This window comes from Nocardiopsis sp. NPDC055551 (assembly GCF_053619415.1).
The window spans coordinates 330,152-348,769 of sequence record NZ_JBSHJJ010000003.1; the positions used below are offsets into that span (position 1 = coordinate 330,152).

The window sequence follows — 18,618 nt, forward strand, 5'->3', positions numbered from 1 at the left end:
GAAACGAGGGCCCCGTCGCACACCGCGGCGGGGCCCTCGCACGTCCCGACCCCGTTCGCCCCTCACACCCCGGGCACCACGCGCCGCGCCGCCTCCACGGCCGGGGGACGGGGGGAGGGAGGTGGGCTAGGGTCGAGCCGACCCATTGGCTCACCTCGCCCGGATCGTGCGCGCCCACGCGCCGAACCGATCGCACCGTGTGCCCCGCGCAGGAGGAGACCATCATGGCCGAGCCGGTGACCGCGTCGGTGACCGATCCTTACGACACCGCCGAACTACGCAGACGCGTGCTGTCGGCGTGGGCGGACGCGCCCGCCCGCTTCCGGGAGGACGCCAACGCCGAAGAGGACTTCGCGCTGGGCGGCTACCGGGACCGGGTGGTGGTGGAACTGGCGCAGAACGCCGCCGACGCCGCACGACGCGCCGGGGTGCCCGGGCGGCTCCGCCTGGAACTGGCCGGCGACCGTCTCACCGCGGCCAACACCGGCGCCCACCTGACCTCGGACGGGGTGGAATCGCTCGCCACCCTGCGAGCCTCCACCAAACGCGGTGACGAAGACTCCGTGGGCCGGTTCGGGGTCGGTTTCTCCGCGGTGGCGGCGCTCAGCGACAACGTCGTCGTGGACTCAGGGCACGGGGCCGTGCACTTCTCCGCCGAACGCGCCCGCGCCGTGGTCACCGACCTGCTGGACGTCAACGGCACCCACGCCGACCTCGCGGACGAGGTGGCGCGGCGCTCCGGGCACGTACCGATGCTGAGGCTGCCCTTCCCCGCCGACGTGCTGCCGGAGCGTCCCGAGGGCGACTTCGACACGGTCGTCACCTTGGTGCTCCGGGACGAGCGGGCCCGCGAACGGGTGCGGGAACTGCTGGAGCGCACCGGTGAAGCGCTGCTGCTCGCCTTGGAGGGCCTGTCCGAGGTGCGCGTCGTGGTCGACGGCGCCGAACGACTGCTCACCCGATCCGAGGGTGACGAGGCCGCCGGGATCGACCTGGTCACCACCGGCCACAGCGACGACGGCACCCGGGTCACCCGTTGGCGGACCCTGTCCCGCTCCGGCGAGTTCGACCCCCACCTGCTCTCGGACCGGCCCACCGAGGACCGCGAACGCACCGCGTGGTCGCTGACCTGGGCCGTACCGATCGACGAGGAGGGCCGGGTCGGGGCGCTGCCCGCCGACGTCGAGAGCGTCGTGCACGCGCCGACCCCCACCGACACCGAACTCGACCTGTCGGCGGTGCTCATCGGAACGTTCCCCTTGGGTTCGGACCGTCGTTCGGTGCAACCCGGAGGCACCACCGACCTGCTGCTCACGGAGGCGGCCGACGCCTACTGCGCGTTGCTGCGCCGATTCGACCCCCGCGACGCCCTCGACCTGGTGCCCGCCACCCGGGTGGGCGGCGGTGCCATCGACGCGGTCTTCCGGGCCCATGTCGCCGAACCGCTCCTGGACACCGCGTTCCTGGTCACCGCCGTCGGACACCCCGTCGCACCGCGCGACGCCGTCCTCCTGGACACGGGCGGTTCCAGCGGGGTCCCCGAACTCGTCGACCTGCTCGCGGAGTCGGCCCCACCGCTGCTGCCCGGCACGTGGAGTCCTCGCCACCCCGCACTCGTCTCGCTTCGCGTGCGCCGCTTGGGCCTGGCCGACCTCGCCGACCTTCTCGGGGACGCCCAACGGCCGCCCTCCTGGTGGGCCTCGCTTTACAAGGCCCTGGCCACCGCGGGCACCGCCGGCGCCGACCTCGACGAACTCGGGTCCCTACCGGTGCCCTTGGCCGACGACCGGCTCGTCCGCGGTCCCCGCTCCCTGCTGTTGCCCACCGACGACTGGGCCCGGGTGGTCGACGCCGAGGGCAACCGGCTCGACCCCGCCGTCCTGGCGACCCTGGGCGTGCGCGTGGTCCACCCCGAGGCCGTCCACCCGCTCCTGTTGCGCCTGGGCGCGGTCGAGGCGGAGGCCGCCACGGTACTGGCCGACCCCAACACCGAGGGCGCCGTCCGTACGTCCCTGGACGCCGAGGACCCCGAACCGATCGCCGAGGCCGTCCTGGACCTGGTCGCCGCCGCCGGTGTCACCGTCGAGGACCTGCCCTGGCTGTCCGAGCTCGCACTGCGCGACGACGAGGACGGTTACTCCGTCGCCGCCGAACTCCTGGTCCCCGGCGCGCCGTTGGCCGAACTGCTGGTCCACGACGCCCCGTTCGGGACCGTGCACGAGGACCTCGTCCGCAGGCACGGATCCGACGCGCTGCGGGCCGTGGGCGCCCTGTGGGGGCTCACCGTGGTGCGCGCAGAGGAGGTCGCCCTGGGGGAGGACCCGGGTTCGATCTTCGACGGGGCCGCGGGGGAGGACGGTCCGGAAGGGCTGGAGGACTGGTCCGACGAGCTCCTGGAACGTCTCGGCGATCCGGAGCTGCCTCCGGTCGTCCCCGAGCTGGTGTGCGTGGCCGACCTCGACTACATCGCCGACGACGCCTGGCCCAAGGCCTTGACGATGCTCTCCTCCGGGTCCCTGCGTGCGGCCGTCACCGAACCGGCGCGGTTGTTGACGTCGGACGGCCGGGTCGTGGACACGCCCTCCTATACCGCCTGGTGGTTGCGCACCCGTGCCCTGCTGAACGATCGCGCGCCGGTGGAGCTGCGCACCGCCGACGCCGACCCCGGGCTCCTGGGCCTCTACGACGAGGTGCCCGCCGAGATCGACCCCGAGTTCGCCCGGGCCCTGGGGGTGCGCAGGAGCCTTCCCGACCTGCTCGCCGACCCCGATGGCCCCGACGACCTCCTGGGGCGACTGGCCGATCCGGCCCGGCACGTCGACCGTTCCGCGCTGCGGCGTCTGTGGACCGCCCTGGCGGATCTGGACGCCGACCGAGTCGCCCCGCCCGACCTGGTGCGGGCCGTCCGGGCCGGCTCGATCGTGGTCGCCGACTCGGATGACGCCGTGGTGGTGGACTCACCGGACCTGCTGCCCCTGTTGGAGGACCGGCCGCTGGTGTTGGCCGCGGCCGACGCCGCCGAACGGTTGGCCGACGTCCTCGACCTGGATCTGGCCTCCGAGGTCGTCACCGGGAAGGTGAACTCCACGGGGCGGATCCGCGCCGTGCCGGACGAGGCGGCGCTGTTCCTCGACGGGTCGGAGGGTTTGGACCGTACCTACCTGCACCATCAGACCCTCACCGTGGACGGGGTCGAGGTGGACTGGTACGCGGGTGACGGGACGGTGCACGCCTCCGGCACGGAGGGGCTGGCCCGGGCGCTGTGCTGGCGTGCCGGGCAGTGGTCGCGCCGCCACCTGTTGGCGGCGGTGCTGCGCGATCCGTCGGCCGCGGCGCACCTGCTCGCCGAGTCCGACCTGGATTAGGCCCCTCCCACCTCCCCGAGGATCTCGCCACCGGCCCGCTACCGGTGGCGAGATCACGGCTCAGGCGAGGGCGTCCGCCAGGCGCGGGCCCAGACCCTGCTCCGGCTCGGCCCACTCGGTGACCTCCAACGGGTCGCCGACGGACACGGCGCCGGGGGCGGTCACTGCGAACTTCGAGCAGAACGCCACGCCGCCGTCGTCCGCGCGTCGGTATCCGGCCAGGGCGCGCAACGGTTCGGGTCCGCGCTTGTCACCGGTCTCCTGGTCGACGGTGGTCACCGCGCACCGGATGCACACCTTCGCGTAACCGAGCTCCGCGGTGCCCAGGCGGACCCTGCGCACCCGGTCCTCGGTGTGCGCCTCCGGCCAGCCGGACACGATGACGTTGGGTCGGAACCGCGAGATCGGTACGGGCTCGCCCCCGGTGGCGAGGATGCGTTCGTTGAGCAGGTCCAGTGAGGACAGCGAGGCCAACACGGCGGCGTGGCCGTCGGCGAACCCCGCGGTGCCGGTGGTCAGGCCCCTGGTCTCGCGCCGGTGGTCGTCGGGCACCCGCACGAGCCTGCTGGACGAACCGAGCACCTCCGTCAACCACGCGGCGGCCTCCTCGCCCTGGTCAACGCCCTGAAAGGGGTTCCCGTGCACGGTGACGTCCAGGCGCGGGCCGTCGAGGGTGGTCTTGAGTTCGAGTGGTTCGGCCCCGGGGGTCCGCAGCGTCAGACGGGTGGCGTCGGCGTCGATCTCCGGGACGAGCCGCGCCATCCGAGGGTCCCTCCGCTGGCTGCGGAAGGTGCCGGAGTCGTCGACCACCATGAAGGAGCGGTCGTGGGCGAGACCGGCGGCGGTGACCTTGGAGGTCGACAGCGGGACGCCCGCGCACCCCTTCACGGGGTAGGTGACGAGCACGCTCACACGGGCGATGGGTTCAGGGGCCATGCGACCAAGTTAGTGGAACCACCGCTCCGACCGCTCCGACCACTCCGACCCGATCGCCCTGGGCGTCGTGACCGCCCTGATGGTGCGTTCCGTCGACCGGACCGGCAGGATGGGGAGTGGCGAAAGGGGCGTTCGTGAGCGACGTGAGGAATGGGACCGAAGCACCGGTCCTGGGTCCGGCCCGAAGGTGGCTGGTCCTGGCCGCGGTCTCCGCCGGGCTGCTGCTGATCTCGGTGGACATGACGGTGCTGTACACGGCGCTGCCCACCTTGAGCGCCGACCTCGGCGCGAACGCCTCCCAGCGTCTGTGGATCATCAACGCCTATCCCCTGGTCATGGCGGGGCTGTTGCTGGGCGCCGGGACCCTCGGCGACCGGGTCGGGCACAAACGCATGTACCTGATCGGGCTGGTCCTGTTCGGGTCGGCGTCCCTGGTGGCCGCCTACGCCACGATCCCGGAGATCCTGGTCGCCGGGCGCGCCTTCCTCGCGGTGGGCGCCGCCGCGATGATGCCCGCCACCCTGTCGCTGATCCGGATCACCTTCACCGACGAACACGAGCGCGGCATCGCGATCGGCGTGTGGGGGACCATGGCCATGGTGGGCGCCGCCATCGGACCGATCGTCGGCGGGCTCCTGCTGGCGTACTTCTGGTGGGGCTCGGTCTTCCTGGTGAACGTGCCGATCGTGCTGGTGGCCCTGGTGCTGGCGGCCGTGGTCGCGCCGGGTGGCTCGGGCGGTTCCGACCACCCCTGGGACCTGATCGGTTCGGTCCAGGTGATGGCCGGTCTGGCGGGCGCGGTGTACGCGATCAAGGAGGTCACCGGGCCGGAACCCCGGGCCACGGCGGTGCTCGCGGCGCTGGTGGTCTCGGTGGCGGGTTGGTGGACCTTCGTACGTCGCCAACGAGGACGCCCCTACCCGTTGATCGACTTCGCGCTGCTGCGCGACCCGCGCATCCTCATCGGGGTGCTGGCCGCGGCCATGGCGATGTTCGCCGTCGCCGGGGTACAGCTGGTGCTGACCCAACGCCTTCAACTGGTGCTGGACCTGACCCCGTTCCACGCGGGGGCGGTGGTGGCCGCCATGGCCCTGGGCGCGCTACCGGTCGGTGTCACCGCCGGGGCGCTCCTGTCCCGTCTGGGCACGCGACCGGTGATCGGCACCGGCCTGTTGGTGACCGCGGCGGGCACGGCGTTGGTCCTGTTCACCTCGAACCTCCCGCTCGCCTGGACGGTCACCGGGTTGCTGGTTGCGGGCGCCGGCACCGGGGCCGCGATGACCGCCGCCTCCGCCGCGATCGTGGGGTACGCGCCCGAACACCGGGCCGGGATGGCCTCCTCTGTGGAGGAGGTCTCCTACGAACTCGGCAGCCTGACCGGCGTGGCGATCCTGGGCAGCCTGCTCTCCGCCGTCTACGCCCGGACCGTCGCCCTGCCCGAGGGCGCCCCCGCCGAGGCGGCCGGCGGGCTGGACGAGGCCCGCGGGGTCGCCGCGGGGATGGAGGAGGACGCCGCGGCCGCACTGCTGGCGGAGGCCGTCCACGCCTTCGACAACGGCTACCGGGCGACCCTGCTCATCGCCGTCGTCGTACTGACGGCGAGCGGCCTGTTCGGATTCCTGTACAAGCGGGGGAGCGCCTCGGAGACGACCCCCGCGCAAGGGTGAGCCGCCCCCGTCGGATCAGCGGGTGACGCGGAAGAAACCCTCGGAGATGAGGGTGCGCAGCGCGTCCGGGGTGCGTTCGCGGACGGTCTCCTGGTCCTCGCCCATGAGCTCGGCGATCGCGTCCAACAGCGGACCGACCGGCATGGTGCCGTCGCAGACGCTGGCCAGGGCCGCCTCCACGGTGCCGATCCGGGCCACCCGGTGCAGGCCCTCCCGCTGCCGGAGCAGGATCTTCTCCGGGTCGGGCGCGCCCGGCACGCCCACTCGCTCCTCGACCACACCGGGTGCGAGCGCCACGTGCGCCGCCAACAGGGCGGCGTCGGTGAGCCGTCGCGCGGTCATCGATCCGTCCACCACGTCCGGCAGGTAGCGCCCCACGGGCTGCTCGATGTCGTGTCGCAGTTCCTCGACCCGGACCGTGGCGTCCTGGGCGACGTCGTTGCGCAGACTGATCCAGCCGAACCCGATGCCCTTGATGCCCTCGCGCTCGAAGTAGTCCAGCCAGGCGTCGTAGCGCCGCGTGTACTCGGGGGTCCCGTGCTCGCAGGAGTCTCGTAGCCACAGTTCCACGTACTCGGCCGGGTCCTGGACGTCGCGCTGGACCACCCAGCCAGAACAGCCGGTGCCGGTGATCCATCCACCGACCCGGTCCTCCCAGTCGTCGCCGTCGGTGTGGGTCCAGTTGGCCAGGAACTGGGCCCAGCCGCCGTCGGTGAGATGGGCGGGGGCCTGTCTGACCAGTTCGGCGCAGACGGTGTCGCCCGGCAGGTCGGACTCGCGGTAGGTGTATCGGGCCGCGTCGGGGGTGATGACGAAGGGCGGGTTGGACACGATCAGGTCGAAGCGTTCGTCCTTGACCGGTTCGAACAGCGAACCCTGGAGCAGACGGGCGTCGTGGACCCCGGACAGCGCGAGGCTGATCCCCGCCAGGTGGACGGCGCGCGGGTTGAGGTCGGTGGCCACCACCTCACGTGCCCTGGAAGCCAAGTGCAGGGCCTGGACCCCACAGCCGGTGCCCAGGTCCAGTGCGCGTTCGAAGGGCCCGTCGACCATCAACCGGGACAGGTTCGCGGAGGCCCCGCCCGTGCCCACGACGTGGTCGTGGCCGGGGACGTCACCGCTGCCGGGACGCACCTTGGGGTCGGACACCACGAAGCCCGGGCGGCCGTCCTCCAGTTCCCAGGGGCCCAGGTGCACCAGTGCTCGGACCACCTGACCCTCGGGTCCGTCGTCGACGCGCACCAGGCCGGCTTCGGCGAGTTCGTCCACGGGAAGGATGCCGCGGGCGGCGCGGAGCGGGACGGCGCCGCGCAGCCACCACAGGCGCAGCAGCAGTCCGAGGCGTTCCTCTCCGCCGGTGGCGCGCAGGGCGGGCACCAGCTGTTCGCGGGCCAAGGCCTTTGCGGCGGCGTCGCCGAGCCGGTCGCGGACCCCGGACACCGTGTAGTCGGCGTCGATGAGGATGCCGCGAAGACGGTCGGCGAGACCGCGCGGGAATTCTGTCTCAGACACTCGCCCATTATCGGGCAGGTTCACGGTGCGGCCGGCACAGGTCAGGGGGTTTCGGAACGGTCCTCGATCCTTCCGTCGGCGTGTTCGACCGTCTCTCCGCGCTTGCGGAGGAGATGGGGGATGTAGAGGAAACCGAAGACGCCGAGGGCGATTCCGGTCACACAGACACCGATCCACCAGCGTTCGGAGTCGGGCAAGGAGTCGCCCATGACGAGCAGCACGATGAGCGCGACCGCCCACGCGCCGGTACCGATGGCGGCCGGCACTCGGTAGTCGGTCTCGTGAACTTCCGGGTCTGGTCGGCGAGGTTTGCGCACGGGTTCAGGCTATCCGGTGCCGCCGGTCCGAGGGGGAGGATGCGTCGTGGGAGGTCGGAGCGGAGATGCGTTGCTCACATTTGGAGATCCGATCATCCGATCACATGGCGATTTGTACAAAACTGGAGTGACTCCAGAGGATGCTGTTGTACGAATATGCAACTAATCTGGCGCACAATCCTTGATGTCCCGTAACACGAGCAGGTCAGGCTGACGACGTGAACGCATCGAATCCATCCCCCACCGACGAACACACCAGACGGCCCACGGGGCCGATCGACCGCTACTTCAAGATCACGGAACGTGGTTCGACCCTCGGAACCGAGATCCGAGGCGGCATGGCGACCTTCTTCGCCATGGCCTACATCGTGGTCCTCAACCCACTGATCATCGGCACCGCCGAGGACGTCAACGGGGACACCCTGGGGCTCCCGGGCGTCGCCGCCATGACCGCGCTGGTGGCGGCCCTCTCCTGTGTCCTCATGGGTGTGGTCAGCCGCTACCCGTTCGCCATCGCCGCGGGTATGGGCCTCAACGCGGTCGTCGCTTACGGGATCGCTCCCCTGATGTCCTGGGCGGACGTCTTCCTGCTGATCATCGTCGAGGGCGTCCTGCTCTTGATCCTGGTACTCACCGGGTTCCGTACCGCCGTGTTCGCCGCGATCCCGCCCGGCCTCAAGGTCGCGATCGCCGTCGGTGTGGGCCTCTTCCTCGCCCTGATCGGCCTGGTGAACGCCGGCTTCATCCAGGCCGGTGACGGCACCCTGGTCCAGCTGGGCAACGGCGGTCTCAACGGCTGGCCCATCCTGATCTTCGTCATCGGTCTCCTGGTCAGCATCGCCCTCTACGTGCGCAACGTCCGAGGCGCCCTGCTCCTGGGCATCGTGGTCGCCACGGCCCTCGCCATCCTGGTGGAGACCCTGCTCGGTGACGGCGCCGAGGGCCTCGGCTGGGCGCTCACCGTTCCCAGCATTCCCACCAGCGTGGACGACCTCGTGGCGGTGCCCGACGTCTCCCTTCTCGGCCTCTTCACCGAAGGCGGGTTCAACATCGCCGAGCGGTGGTCCGACGTCGGTGTCGCCACCGTGATCATGCTGATCTTCACGCTGCTCCTGGCGGACTTCTTCGACACCATGGGCACCATGGTGGGCGTCGCGCACCAGGGTGGCCTGGCCGACGACGACGGCAACATCGAGGGCACCCGTGAGGTCCTGGTCGCCGACTCCGTGGGCACCATCCTCGGTGGTCTGGGTTCGGCGTCGGTCGCGACCCTGTACGCCGAGTCCGCCGCGGGTGTCGGTGAGGGCGCCCGTACCGGTATCGCGCCGATCGTCACCGGTGCGATGTTCATGATCGCGACGCTCTTCACCCCGCTGGTGAGCCTGGTGCCCTTCGAGGCCGCCACACCGGTGCTGGTGATCGTGGGCTTCATGATGCTCACCCAGGTCACCAACATCGACTTCAAGGACCCGGCGATCGGCATCGGCTCCTTCCTGGCGATCATCATGATGCCGTTCACCTACTCGATCGCGAACGGCATCGGGTTCGGTCTGCTCGGCTTCGCCTTCGTCATGTTGGTCACGGGGCGCGCGCGCCGAGTGCACCCGCTGCTCTGGCTCATCTCGGTGGTCTTCCTGATCCACTTCGCGGAACCGGCGATCTACGCCCTGATCGGCTGATCCCGCCGCGGATCGAACCGCGTTCCCCGTCACACGTGGGGTCGTCCCACGGGTGACGGGGAATGGAAGCGGCGGTGAACGGCGTTGACCCGAGTGATGAGTCAACGCCGTTTACTTCTTTGTTCCCGTACCTCCGCCACGATGCTGGTTTCAGCCCCCCTCCACGGGTTCGCCCGACAGGGGAGGGGATGATGCGACGTATCGCGATGTTCCGTTCGCTGGGCGTGCGCAACTACCGGATCTACGCCTTGGGCCAGCTCGTGTCCAACCCCGGCACCTGGATGCAGCGCATCGCCCAGGACTGGCTGGTGCTCCAGCTCAGCGGCGGAAGCGGTATCGCGCTGGGCATGACCACCGCCCTACAGTTCCTGCCCATGCTCTTCTTCGGGCTCTGGGGCGGCGCCATGGTCGACCGTTTCGACAAGCGTCGCCTGCTGGTCCTGACCCAGGCCGCCATGGGCGTATTGGCCGTGGCGCTCGGTGTGCTGGCCACCCTCGGCGCCGCCGAGGTCTGGCACGTGTACCTCTTCGCCTTCGGCCTCGGCATGATCACCGTGCTCGACAACCCGGGGCGGCAGGCGTTCGTCCCGGAGATGGTCGACCGCGACCTGCTGCCCAACGCGATCGCCCTGAACAGCGCCAGCTTCCAGCTCGGACGGGTCACCGGGCCCGCCATCGCCGGTCTGTTGATCGGCCTCATCGGCAGCGGCCCCGTGTTCATGATCAACGGCGCCTCGTTCGGTTTCACGATCGTGGCGCTGCTGATGATCCGCGCCGGTGAGCTCAACTCCACCGACCGCGTGCCGCGCGGCAAGGGCCAGATCAGGGAGGGGCTGCGCTACATCGGTGGCAGACGCGACCTCGTCGTGCTGTTGGCCTTGGCGGCTTCGGTGCAGTTCTTCGGCGCCAACAGCCAGAACCAGATCGCGCTCATGGTCAACAACGTGTTCGAGAGCGGAGCCGAGGCGTTCGGAGTGGCCGCCGCGGCCCTCGCGGTGGGCGCGCTCGCGGGCGCGCTGTTGGCCGCCCGACGCGAACACCCACGGCTGCGACTGGTGCTCATCGGTTCGATGGGCTTCGGGGTCACCCAGTTGATCGCCGGGTTCATGCCCGGCTACGTGGCGTTCGTCGTGGTCCTGGTCCCCATGGGCGTGCTCTTCATGACCTACGTGACCACCCTCAACGCCACCTTCCAGCTCAGCGTCGACCCTCGGATGCGAGGACGGGCGATGAGCATGTTCCTGTTGGTGTTCATGGGCGTGGCCCCGATCGGCGCCCCGGTGGTGGGCATGCTCGCCGACGCGTTCGGCCCCAGGGTCAGCCTCATCGTGGGCGGTGCGGTCACCATGGTCGTGGTCGCCGTGCTCTCGGCCATGCTCCTGCGGATCAAGGGCGTCCACGCGCGCGAACTGCTGCCGGCCCGCCGGCGCGGCTCCACCGGAGTCGCGGCCGACCCCGAATCAGGTACGGCGTCCGGTTCGCCGGAGGTTCCCGAGACGGATCGACGGGGTGTTCCCGAGGCGGACCGCGTCGCGGCACCGGAGGGGGCGCGGGGAGTCAGGCGGTGACCACCCGCGTGACCATGGACACCGAACTCACCACCAACAGCACCAGGACGGTGCGGCGGAAGAGTTCGGCGTCCAACCTCCGGAACAACCGTTCCCCGGCGAAGGTGCCGAGCAGCAGGGCCGGAACACCCACCGCCACCAGGCCGCCCACCTGCGGGGTCAGCTGACCGCCGAACCCGAACCCCACCAGCGTCGCCGCACTCGTGACGGAGAACGCCACCGCCAGCGTGGCGCGTTGGATCCTCGGTGGGAGATCGGCCAGCCGGGACCCCTGGAGGCCGGCCACCAGGAGCGGCCCGTCGATCGCGGTCGCGGCGAAGGACGCACCGGAGAGCACGCTCATCCCCGCCACCGCGCCCATCCCACCGGGCACCCGTACCCGCAGCCCCACCAGCAGGGTCCCCACGACCACCGAGAGCGCGATCAGCAGCAACAACGTCGACTCGGGCACGACGTTGAGCGCCCACAGACCGAACGGGACCCCGACGAGCACACACCCCGACAACAACACAGAACCCTTGCGGTCCACGTGCGCCCGGTCGCCGATCGCCACCCACAGGTTCAGCGGAACCGACAAGGTCGCGGCGAGCACCACCGAGGTCACCGGGTCCAACAGCAGCGCCAGCAAGGGGACGGACACCAGGGCGAAGCCGAACCCGGCGGCGATCCGGACCAGCGCCGCCAAGGTGAGCACGACGAACACACCGGCGAGGACGAACATGGGGCGGCTCACGGGGAAGAGTTCGGAGGGGACCCGGCGACCCTAACCCGAGCAGGACGTTTCGCCTACGAGAGGAGGGGATGACCCCATGAGGTTGTTCGTCGCGCTGTGGCCTCCCCGGGAGGTCCTGGACGCACTGGGCGAGGCCGTGCGCCGAGGACGTGGGCACGAACCGGGGTTGCGCTGGACCCGACGCGAGGAGTGGCACCTCACCCTGCTGTTCCTCGGTGAGGTGGCCGACGAACGCGCCCCCGGGCTCGCCGACGCGCTGGAGCGCGCCGTCCACGGCCACCCCGCACCCGACCTGGCGCTCGACGGTTGGGGCGCCTTTCCCCGAAGCGACGGTCCCGCCTCGGTGTTCTGGGCGGGAGTGACCGGCCCACTGGAAGGGCTCGTCCACGACCTGACCGCGGTCGCGCGCACGAACGAGGTGCCCGTCGCGTCACGTCCCTTCGTGCCGCACCTCACCCTCGCCCGCGCCCGCCCACCGCGTTCCCCCGCCCAGATCCTGCACGCGCTGGGACACCCGCCTCGGATCGGTTGGCGGGCCGATCGAATCGACCTGGTGGAGAGCCGGCCCGGAAGGGCGGACCGCTACCGGACCGCCCGGACCTGGCGACTACCCTGGGATGGCGAATCCCAACGAGCACCGGAGCGCGGCACGTCATGAGCATGCTGACCAACAACCGCAAGCAGCGCTGGCTGCTGCCAGTGGTGCTCGCCTCGATCATGGCGATCGTGATCCTGGGCGCCCTCCTCGGCTGACCGGGCCGGGCCCGACCGAGGCGCGACTTGACCCTGACACCTGTGTCAGGGTTTTAGCGTTCCGGCATGTCCTCACGCACACCACGTCCGGGGTGGCTGCTCTGCCTGACCCTGGCCGCCTTCGCCGTCGGTACCGACGACCTGCTCATCGCCGGACTCCTCCCCGTCATCGCCCAGGACCTCCACGTGGGCACGGCCGCGGCCGGACAGCTGGTCACGGTCTTCTCGATCACCTACGCCGTCGCGGCGCCGCCGTTGGCCGTGGCCACGGCCCGCCTGCCCCGACGCGCCCTGCTGCTCGGCGCGCTCGCCCTGTTCGCGCTGGTCAACCTGATCACCGCCCTGGCCCCCGGGTACGTCGCGCTGATGGCGCTGCGGGTCTGCGCCGCGCTGGTGGCGGCCCTCATCACCCCGGTGGCCTTCGCCATGGCGGCGGGGCTGTCCGCGCCCGAACGCACCGGTCGCGCGGTCGGAATGGTGGCGGCGGGCCTCACCGTGTCGCTGTTCCTGGGGGTACCGGCCGGCACCTTGCTCGGGGCCGCCTTCGGCTGGCGCGCGGCCTTCGTCGCCGTGGCCGCCCTCACCTTCCTGGTCCTGCTCGCTTCGGCCGTTCTGTTGCCCTCGCTCCCCGGATCCTCGCAGACGGGCCCGCGTGAGCAGTTCAGGGTGTTGGCCCGTCCCGCGATCCTGTTCTGCGTCACCGGGACCGTCCTGGGCGCGAGCTGCGGGTTCATGACCTACACCTACGTCGCTCCGGTCACCGTGGACCTCACCGGTTCCTCGGGCGTGGTCCTGGCTCCCCTGATCGCCACGATCGGTGTGGCCGGCGCGCTCGGCACCCTGGCGTGCGGGCGGGCCACCGACCGGTGGGGCGCCGACCGGGTCCTGTTGGTCACCTTCGTCGGGATGGTGGCCACCAGTGTCGTCCTGGCGCTCCTCGCCCCGCTGACCGATGGAGGGCTCCCGGTGTGGGCCCTGGGCGGGGTCTTCGCGGTGTGGGGTTTCGCCGCCTGGGGTTTCGCCGCGCCCATGAGCGCCCGACTGCTCCGCCTGGCCGGGGACGCCGGCACCGAGGCCCTCGCCCTCAACACCGGCGGACTCTACGTGGGCACCGCGGTTGCGAGCATGGTCGGTGGGGCGGTGGTGGCCTCCTCCGGGGGCGCGGCGGTGCCCGCGGCCGCCGCGGTCATCGGACTCGTGGCCCTGGTGGTGATGGTCCTGTCCGTTCGCCGATACCCCACCGAGGTTCCCGAGCCCCTGGTCCGCCAGGGGAGCGGAGCCTAGTCTGGGACGGATGGTGACGGCGACGGGACACGGAGGATCCATGCGCATCGGAGAACTCGCCGAACTCAGCGGCGCCAGCGTGCGCTCCCTGCGTTACTACGAGAAGCGAGGACTCCTGGCCTCCGAACGGGCCGAGAACGGCTACCGCGAATACGGACCGGACGCGGTCGACCGGGTCCGCAACATTCGGTTGCTCCTGGAGTCCGGGCTGACCTCCGAGGACATCGGGGAACTGCGGGCCTGCCTCGAACTGGACCTGATCCGCGAACCCGACTGCGCCGCGGCCGTCGCCCTCTACGAGCAAAGGCTCCGGGCGGTCCGCGAACGCATCGACGCGCTCTCGGCGACCGAGGAACGTCTCGAACGTCGACTGGCCGAGAACCGCGGGGCGTAGAGGCGCGGAACGTGGGAGGGCGCGATCGGACTCAGGCGGTGGTGGTGGCCAGACCGACCGCGTGGGCGACGAGCGCGGCGTTGTCGTAGGCCTCCGTGCCGTCCGGCAGCCGCATCGTGTCCTCCAGGCCCATCCGGACGTCGTACCCGGCGTCCAGGGCGGCCTCCAACATCGGCCACGCCGTGGCGTCCGCTCCGTGCAGCAACCGCGGCGTGCGCACCCTCGCACGGTCCAGCAGGGTGTTGATCGCGTCCGCGTTGCGCCGCGCGTCCTCGATGGCCACCTGGGTGGGCTCCACCAGCACGGTGGCGACCTCGATCCCGGTGGCCACCAGGATCCGGGCCGCGTCCACCGTCCACACCCCGGCCTCCACCTCCACGCGGCGATCGCCCAACAGGTGGATCAGGTCCACCGACCCCGCCTCGTGCAGGTTCACCGAAACCGAGTCGGGCAGGGTGGGTGACGCCCACCTCTGCACCAGGTCGTAACGTCTCCACGGGTCCGACTCGGCGGAGAGGGACGTGGTCAGGGACACCGGGACGTCGGGGCCGTCGGCCCGTAACCGCTCCATCAGCGCCGACACCACGGACGGCTCCAGCGACTCGGCTCCACTCGGATCGCGTGGGTGAACGTGGAGGGCGGTCGCACCCGCTTCCACCACGGAGTGGGCGTCGGCGACGAGTTGGTCGACGGACACGGGCAGGGAGGGGTGGGCACCCGGGCGGCGATCACCGTTGAGACAGGCGACGATCCTCATAGGACTCTCCTTACGGCGCTCTGTAAGCCGAATGTGCCCGTTCGCGCCCGGGTGCAAGCCACTTGTGCCCGCCCCTGGCAGGATGGCCGGTATGAGAACTCCTCTGGCCCTCTGCGCGGCTGCCCTGTTCCTCCTCGCCTCCGCGGTGCCCGCCGCGGCTGAGACGGAGCTTCCCGAGGACGGGGACGGGGGGACGGACTACCCGCGCGGTGGGGAGGGGCCGGAGGGGTCGGAGATCGCCTTCGAGTTCGAGGACCCGCGCATCTCCGAGTCCAGCGGGTTGGCCCCGTCGCTGCGCCACGAGGGCGTGTGGTGGACGCACAACGACAGCGGTGACCACCCCAGCGAGGTGTACGCCGTGAACGAGGACGGGGAGACCGTCGCCACGGTCACCCTGAACCTGGAACGTCGTGACTGGGAGGCCGTCAGCGTCGCCGAGGGGCCGGAGGGGGAACCGACGGTGTTCGTCGGCGACATCGGCGACAACTTCGGCGGCGGCTGGCCGAACATCCGGGTGTACCACTTCGCCGAACCCGAGGTCCTGGGCGACATGGTCCTGGATCCGGCGGTGCTGACCTTCACCTACGAGGACGGCGGTCGCGACGCCGAGGGCATGATGATCGACCCGCGCGACGGGCATCTGTACGTGGTCTCCAAGGAGTTCTCCGGCGGTGTGTACGCGGCCCCCGAGAACATGGACCCCGAGGGGGAGAACGTGCTGGAGCGGGTCGACTCCGCGCCCCTGTTCGCCACCGACGCCGCGTTCAGCGCCGACGGCACCCGTTACGCCATCCGTACCTACTGGGGCGTGACGATCTACGACTCCGCGGACGGTGTCCCGGGTACTTCCGTGGGCTCCTTCGACCTGCCGGAGAGCGACCAGGGCGAGTCGATCGCCTTCACCCCGGAGGGAACCGGGCTCATGGCCGGCACCGAGGGCGAACACGCCCCGGTCTGGCGGGTGCCGTTGGAAGGGGACCAACGGCCCGAACACGCGGTGGTGGACGAACCGGCGGAGTCGTCCCCGGACACCCCGGAGGGGGCGACCGAGGACGTCGAGGAGGAACAGGGCGCGGCCATCGGCTCCACCCCGCTCATCCTCGGGGGCGTCGCCGTCGCGGTCGTGTTGATCGGCGCCATCACCTGGCTCGCCCGCCGAGGCTGAGTCGGATTCACGGGGCCTCGGCCCGCCGTTCGCGCAGGGCGCGGACCTTGGCCCGGTTCCCGCAGCGTTCCATGGAACACCAGCGGCGCTTGCCCGGCCGTGAGGTGTCCACGAACAGCAGTCGACAGTCGTGCGCGGAACACTCCCGGACACGGTGGGCGTGGTCACCGGTGAGTAGGTCGATGGCGTCGCGGGCGAACTCCGACAGGGCCTGTGCGGCGTCGCAGGGCAGAACCCAGGTGGTGTTCCCGTCACCGAGCAACCGGGGCGCGAGCGGCGGATGCTCCGCGGCCGCGTTGATCCGTGCGACGTCCGCTTCGTCGGGAGGCTCCGGCAGGGCGCGCAGCGCGCGGTGGAGGGTGTCGCGCAGCTCCCGGGCGTCGCGGAGCTCGGCCTCGGTGACCCGGACCCGGGCGGGGTCGAGGCGCAGGCCGCAGTCGGCCAGCCAGCGCGCCAGGTCGTCGGGTTCGCGCAAGGCCTCCCACCTGGCGAAATCACCGGGGCCGCCGGTGACCAGCAGCTCCAGGCACAGGCTCCCCGGGTCGAAGAGGTAGGCGGAACCATCGGACGGTGTCATCGGCAAGCCGGTTGTGCTCTGTCTCACGTAACCAGTATAACTGGAATCAGAGGTCGGGGTAGGGTCCCGTCCCTGATCGGAGGAGTTGGACGATGGCTCTCGACTACCAGATCGTCGTGGACTGTGCCGCGCCGCTCACGCTCTCCCGCTTCTGGGCGGCGGCGATGGGTTACGAACCGGAGGACAACAGCGCCCTCATCGAACACGTGCTCGCTCAAGGGTTGGCAGGGGAGGACGACTACACGGTCGTCGACGGGCGCAAGGCCTGGCGCACGATCGCGGTCATCCGTCATCCGGAGGACCCCGTGCACGAGTTCACCGGTGCCGGCCTGGGGCGACGCATCCTGTTCCAGCAGGTGCCCGAACCCAAGACGGTCAAGAACCGGATGCACCTGGACCTACGGACGGCGCCGGGGGAGCGTGACGTCGAAGTGGCTCGTCTGGAGGGACTGGGCGCCGTCTCCGTCGCCGTCGTCGAGGAACCCGGGGCCTCACACGTGAGCATGAGGGACCCAGAGGGCAACGAGTTCGACGTGCAGTAGTCCTCACCTGCTCGGCTGAGAGGCCGTGAAGTGGTTCTCATGCCTGGTCGTGTCCTGTTTTCCTCCCGAACCCCGGCCGCACCGCTCTCCGTGCGCCGGTGCGGCCTTTGGAAGTGGGTTCTGGTGGGTCAGCTCAGGAGGGTGATCAAGGGTTGGGCCATGGCGCCGGCCAGTGCGGCCAGGGCGTAGCCGGTCAGCAGGTGGCCGATCCGGCGGCGGGGTTTGCGGTGGCTCGCCGGACGGTGCGGCCGGTCCGACCTGCGTGGGAGCGGCGGGGGCGGCACTTGTTCTCGGCGGGGGCGCGGGATCGGTAGCGGATGGGCGGGCTCGCGGTCCGGGTCCGGGGCCGGGGCTCGGTCGGGCACCTGGTCATGCCACCAAGGGAGCGGTTGGGGCCGGTCGGGTTCTTCGGCCCGTCGTGTGGCGGCGATCCGCATCCATTCGGGTAGGTCTCCGCGTTCGAGTCGGCGGCGGAGTCCGGGGGTGTCGGGCATGTGGGCCAGGAGGGCACGTTCCCTGGGGGTACGGCCCAGCGAGACCAGCGGCGGGAGTGACGTGGGGCCGGTTTCGTTGCTCTGGGGGGTGTCGATCGGTGCCGGTCGTGGTGCCGATGTCGTTGCCGGGCGGCTTCCCGGGCGGTGTGGGGTGTGGCTGAAGCGTCGACCCCGGGGTGCGTCCAGCACCCGGCGCAGGTCCATGGGGATGGTCGCGTTGCTCATCGCCCACCCCCGCAGACGCAAGTGGTGGTGGACGCGGGCGTGGGGTAGGTGAACTCGGCCCACAGCACGGTGCCGAGCGCGGCGGGCAGAGACGGGTCGGTCCAGCGCTGGGTGCCCCACTCGCTCGCCAGTTGGTGGATGAGCAGCAAGCCGCGCCCGGACTCGGCCTCTTCCCATTCCTCCACCGAACCCCGGACCGGCGGGCACAAGGGCTGGGTGTCCAGGGGTCCGTCGTCGATGACCGATAGGCGCACGGTGGTCTCGCGGCCCATGACGATCGGGGTGGAGAGCAGGCGGACCACTGTGCCGCCAGGACGCTGAGAGCGGGAGTGCGTGACGGCGTTGGCGAAGGCCTCGCTGCCGCACAGCTCGATGTCCTCGCACAGGGAGCGGGGTACCCCGGCCAGGGCATGCAGGTCAGAGCGCAGTTCCGCCCGGAAGCGGGTGCAGGTGGAGCGGGTTCCGGGGTAGTGGCGGGCTTGCCAGCGCCGCCCCGGGTAGGCGGGCGTGGGGATTTCAGGGACAATGGACATGTCGGCAACTCCTGCTTGAAGGGTTGGTTGTCGGCCCGGCTCTGGCGGGTGTCATCAGCACCTGCCAGAGCCCTTTTCGTGTGCGGAACCGGTCGCCAGCTCCACTAGCTCTATGGT

The 18,618-nt window shown here is 70.9% G+C and carries 17 protein-coding genes; 9 read left to right on the plus strand and 8 right to left on the minus strand.

The genetic code is table 11. From position 1 onward, the window contains the following. The first annotated feature begins 224 nt into the window (after positions 1-224). Positions 225-3,365 carry a sacsin N-terminal ATP-binding-like domain-containing protein gene (locus ACWGSK_RS07905; RefSeq protein WP_358515112.1) on the plus strand — a complete coding sequence of 1,047 codons (3,141 nt, stop codon included), beginning with the start codon at positions 225-227 and terminating at the stop codon, positions 3,363-3,365. Positions 3,366-3,425: 60 nt separating this feature from the next. On the opposite strand, the gene ACWGSK_RS07910 is transcribed toward ACWGSK_RS07905, so the two are convergent. After that, complete coding sequence (locus ACWGSK_RS07910; RefSeq protein WP_358515115.1) at positions 3,426-4,301, minus strand: MOSC domain-containing protein; 876 nt, start codon at positions 4,299-4,301, stop codon at positions 3,426-3,428. Positions 4,302-4,435: 134 nt separating this feature from the next. Here ACWGSK_RS07910 and ACWGSK_RS07915 point away from each other — a divergent pair, with 134 nt between their 5' ends. After that, positions 4,436-5,968 carry an MFS transporter gene (locus ACWGSK_RS07915; RefSeq protein ID WP_452455485.1) on the plus strand — a complete coding sequence of 511 codons (1,533 nt, stop codon included), beginning with the start codon at positions 4,436-4,438 and terminating at the stop codon, positions 5,966-5,968. Between the two features lie 15 nt (positions 5,969-5,983). Here ACWGSK_RS07915 and ACWGSK_RS07920 read toward each other — a convergent pair whose 3' ends face one another. Both ACWGSK_RS07920 and ACWGSK_RS07925 read right to left on the minus strand, forming a co-directional pair. Continuing rightward, a complete protein-coding gene (locus tag ACWGSK_RS07920; RefSeq protein WP_358515120.1) occupies positions 5,984-7,480 on the minus strand; it encodes a class I SAM-dependent methyltransferase in 1,497 nt (498 codons plus the stop codon). A gap of 41 nt (positions 7,481-7,521) precedes the next feature. Continuing rightward, positions 7,522-7,797, minus strand: a complete 276-nt coding sequence (locus tag ACWGSK_RS07925) for a DUF2530 domain-containing protein (protein WP_358515123.1) — start codon at positions 7,795-7,797, stop codon at positions 7,522-7,524. Between the two features lie 218 nt (positions 7,798-8,015). Here ACWGSK_RS07925 and ACWGSK_RS07930 point away from each other — a divergent pair, with 218 nt between their 5' ends. After that, a complete protein-coding gene (locus tag ACWGSK_RS07930) occupies positions 8,016-9,476 on the plus strand; it encodes an NCS2 family permease (protein WP_452455486.1) in 1,461 nt (486 codons plus the stop codon). Between the two features lie 191 nt (positions 9,477-9,667). Next, positions 9,668-11,044 (plus strand): MFS transporter, encoded by a 1,377-nt coding sequence (locus ACWGSK_RS07935; RefSeq protein ID WP_452455487.1) that lies wholly within the window; start codon positions 9,668-9,670, stop codon positions 11,042-11,044. Here the strand turns inward: ACWGSK_RS07935 and ACWGSK_RS07940 are convergent. Further along, entirely contained in the window at positions 11,034-11,777 is a 744-nt protein-coding gene (locus ACWGSK_RS07940; RefSeq protein ID WP_452455488.1) for a sulfite exporter TauE/SafE family protein, read from the minus strand. The two genes, ACWGSK_RS07935 and ACWGSK_RS07940, sit on opposite strands and share 11 nt — an antisense overlap. Positions 11,778-11,853: 76 nt before the next feature. On the opposite strand from ACWGSK_RS07940, the gene thpR reads away from it, so the two are divergent. The 3 genes from thpR (at position 11,854) to ACWGSK_RS07955 (ending at position 14,208) form a co-directional block, all read left to right on the plus strand. Beyond that, positions 11,854-12,435, plus strand: a complete 582-nt coding sequence (thpR, locus tag ACWGSK_RS07945; RefSeq protein WP_358515131.1) for an RNA 2',3'-cyclic phosphodiesterase — start codon at positions 11,854-11,856, stop codon at positions 12,433-12,435. 161 nt (positions 12,436-12,596) lie between these two features. Beyond that, complete coding sequence (locus ACWGSK_RS07950; protein ID WP_452455489.1) at positions 12,597-13,814, plus strand: MFS transporter; 1,218 nt, start codon at positions 12,597-12,599, stop codon at positions 13,812-13,814. Positions 13,815-13,854: 40 nt separating this feature from the next. Then, on the plus strand, positions 13,855-14,208 hold the full coding sequence (locus ACWGSK_RS07955; RefSeq protein ID WP_358515136.1) for a MerR family transcriptional regulator: 354 nt from the start codon (positions 13,855-13,857) through the stop codon (positions 14,206-14,208). A 31-nt stretch (positions 14,209-14,239) separates the two neighbouring features. Here the strand turns inward: ACWGSK_RS07955 and ACWGSK_RS07960 are convergent, their stop codons facing one another. Next, positions 14,240-14,965, minus strand: coding sequence for a 3-keto-5-aminohexanoate cleavage protein (locus tag ACWGSK_RS07960; RefSeq protein WP_452455490.1), 726 nt, complete (start codon positions 14,963-14,965; stop codon positions 14,240-14,242). Positions 14,966-15,056: 91 nt separating this feature from the next. Between ACWGSK_RS07960 and ACWGSK_RS07965 the strand changes: the two genes are divergently transcribed. After that, complete coding sequence (locus tag ACWGSK_RS07965) at positions 15,057-16,130, plus strand: hypothetical protein (protein ID WP_358515143.1); 1,074 nt, start codon at positions 15,057-15,059, stop codon at positions 16,128-16,130. A 7-nt stretch (positions 16,131-16,137) separates the two neighbouring features. Here the strand turns inward: ACWGSK_RS07965 and ACWGSK_RS07970 are convergent, their stop codons facing one another. Continuing rightward, positions 16,138-16,734: a CGNR zinc finger domain-containing protein gene (locus tag ACWGSK_RS07970; RefSeq protein WP_358515146.1), complete on the minus strand. Its 597-nt coding sequence runs from the start codon at positions 16,732-16,734 to the stop codon at positions 16,138-16,140. 65 nt (positions 16,735-16,799) lie between these two features. On the opposite strand from ACWGSK_RS07970, the gene ACWGSK_RS07975 reads away from it, so the two are divergent. Beyond that, positions 16,800-17,249, plus strand: a complete 450-nt coding sequence (locus ACWGSK_RS07975) for a VOC family protein (protein WP_358515149.1) — start codon at positions 16,800-16,802, stop codon at positions 17,247-17,249. Between the two features lie 128 nt (positions 17,250-17,377). On the opposite strand, the gene ACWGSK_RS07980 is transcribed toward ACWGSK_RS07975, so the two are convergent. Together ACWGSK_RS07980 and ACWGSK_RS07985 are read right to left on the minus strand one after the other, a co-directional pair. Next, a complete protein-coding gene (locus ACWGSK_RS07980) occupies positions 17,378-17,968 on the minus strand; it encodes a hypothetical protein (protein ID WP_358515152.1) in 591 nt (196 codons plus the stop codon). Further along, the gene (locus ACWGSK_RS07985) at positions 17,965-18,501 is read right to left on the minus strand and encodes an ATP-binding protein (protein ID WP_358515155.1); all 537 of its coding nucleotides are present in this window, start codon (positions 18,499-18,501) and stop codon (positions 17,965-17,967) included. The genes ACWGSK_RS07980 and ACWGSK_RS07985 overlap by 4 nt, the downstream gene beginning before the upstream one ends. Positions 18,502-18,618 lie beyond the last annotated feature (117 nt).

Bases quoted from the DNA above. Each gene is read 5' to 3' on its own strand.
- ACWGSK_RS07905 (WP_358515112.1), top strand. From the start codon at position 225: ATGGCCGAGCCGGTGACCGCGTCGGTGACCGATCCTTACGACACCGCC.
- ACWGSK_RS07910 (WP_358515115.1), bottom strand. From the start codon at position 4,301: ATGGCCCCTGAACCCATCGCCCGTGTGAGCGTGCTCGTCACCTACCCC.
- ACWGSK_RS07935 (WP_452455487.1), top strand. From the start codon at position 9,668: ATGCGACGTATCGCGATGTTCCGTTCGCTGGGCGTGCGCAACTACCGG.
- thpR (WP_358515131.1), top strand. From the start codon at position 11,854: ATGAGGTTGTTCGTCGCGCTGTGGCCTCCCCGGGAGGTCCTGGACGCA.
- ACWGSK_RS07950 (WP_452455489.1), top strand. From the start codon at position 12,597: ATGTCCTCACGCACACCACGTCCGGGGTGGCTGCTCTGCCTGACCCTG.
- ACWGSK_RS07955 (WP_358515136.1), top strand. From the start codon at position 13,855: ATGCGCATCGGAGAACTCGCCGAACTCAGCGGCGCCAGCGTGCGCTCC.
- ACWGSK_RS07960 (WP_452455490.1), bottom strand. From the start codon at position 14,965: ATGAGGATCGTCGCCTGTCTCAACGGTGATCGCCGCCCGGGTGCCCAC.
- ACWGSK_RS07965 (WP_358515143.1), top strand. From the start codon at position 15,057: ATGAGAACTCCTCTGGCCCTCTGCGCGGCTGCCCTGTTCCTCCTCGCC.
- ACWGSK_RS07975 (WP_358515149.1), top strand. From the start codon at position 16,800: ATGGCTCTCGACTACCAGATCGTCGTGGACTGTGCCGCGCCGCTCACG.
- ACWGSK_RS07980 (WP_358515152.1), bottom strand. From the start codon at position 17,968: ATGAGCAACGCGACCATCCCCATGGACCTGCGCCGGGTGCTGGACGCA.
- ACWGSK_RS07985 (WP_358515155.1), bottom strand. From the start codon at position 18,501: ATGTCCATTGTCCCTGAAATCCCCACGCCCGCCTACCCGGGGCGGCGC.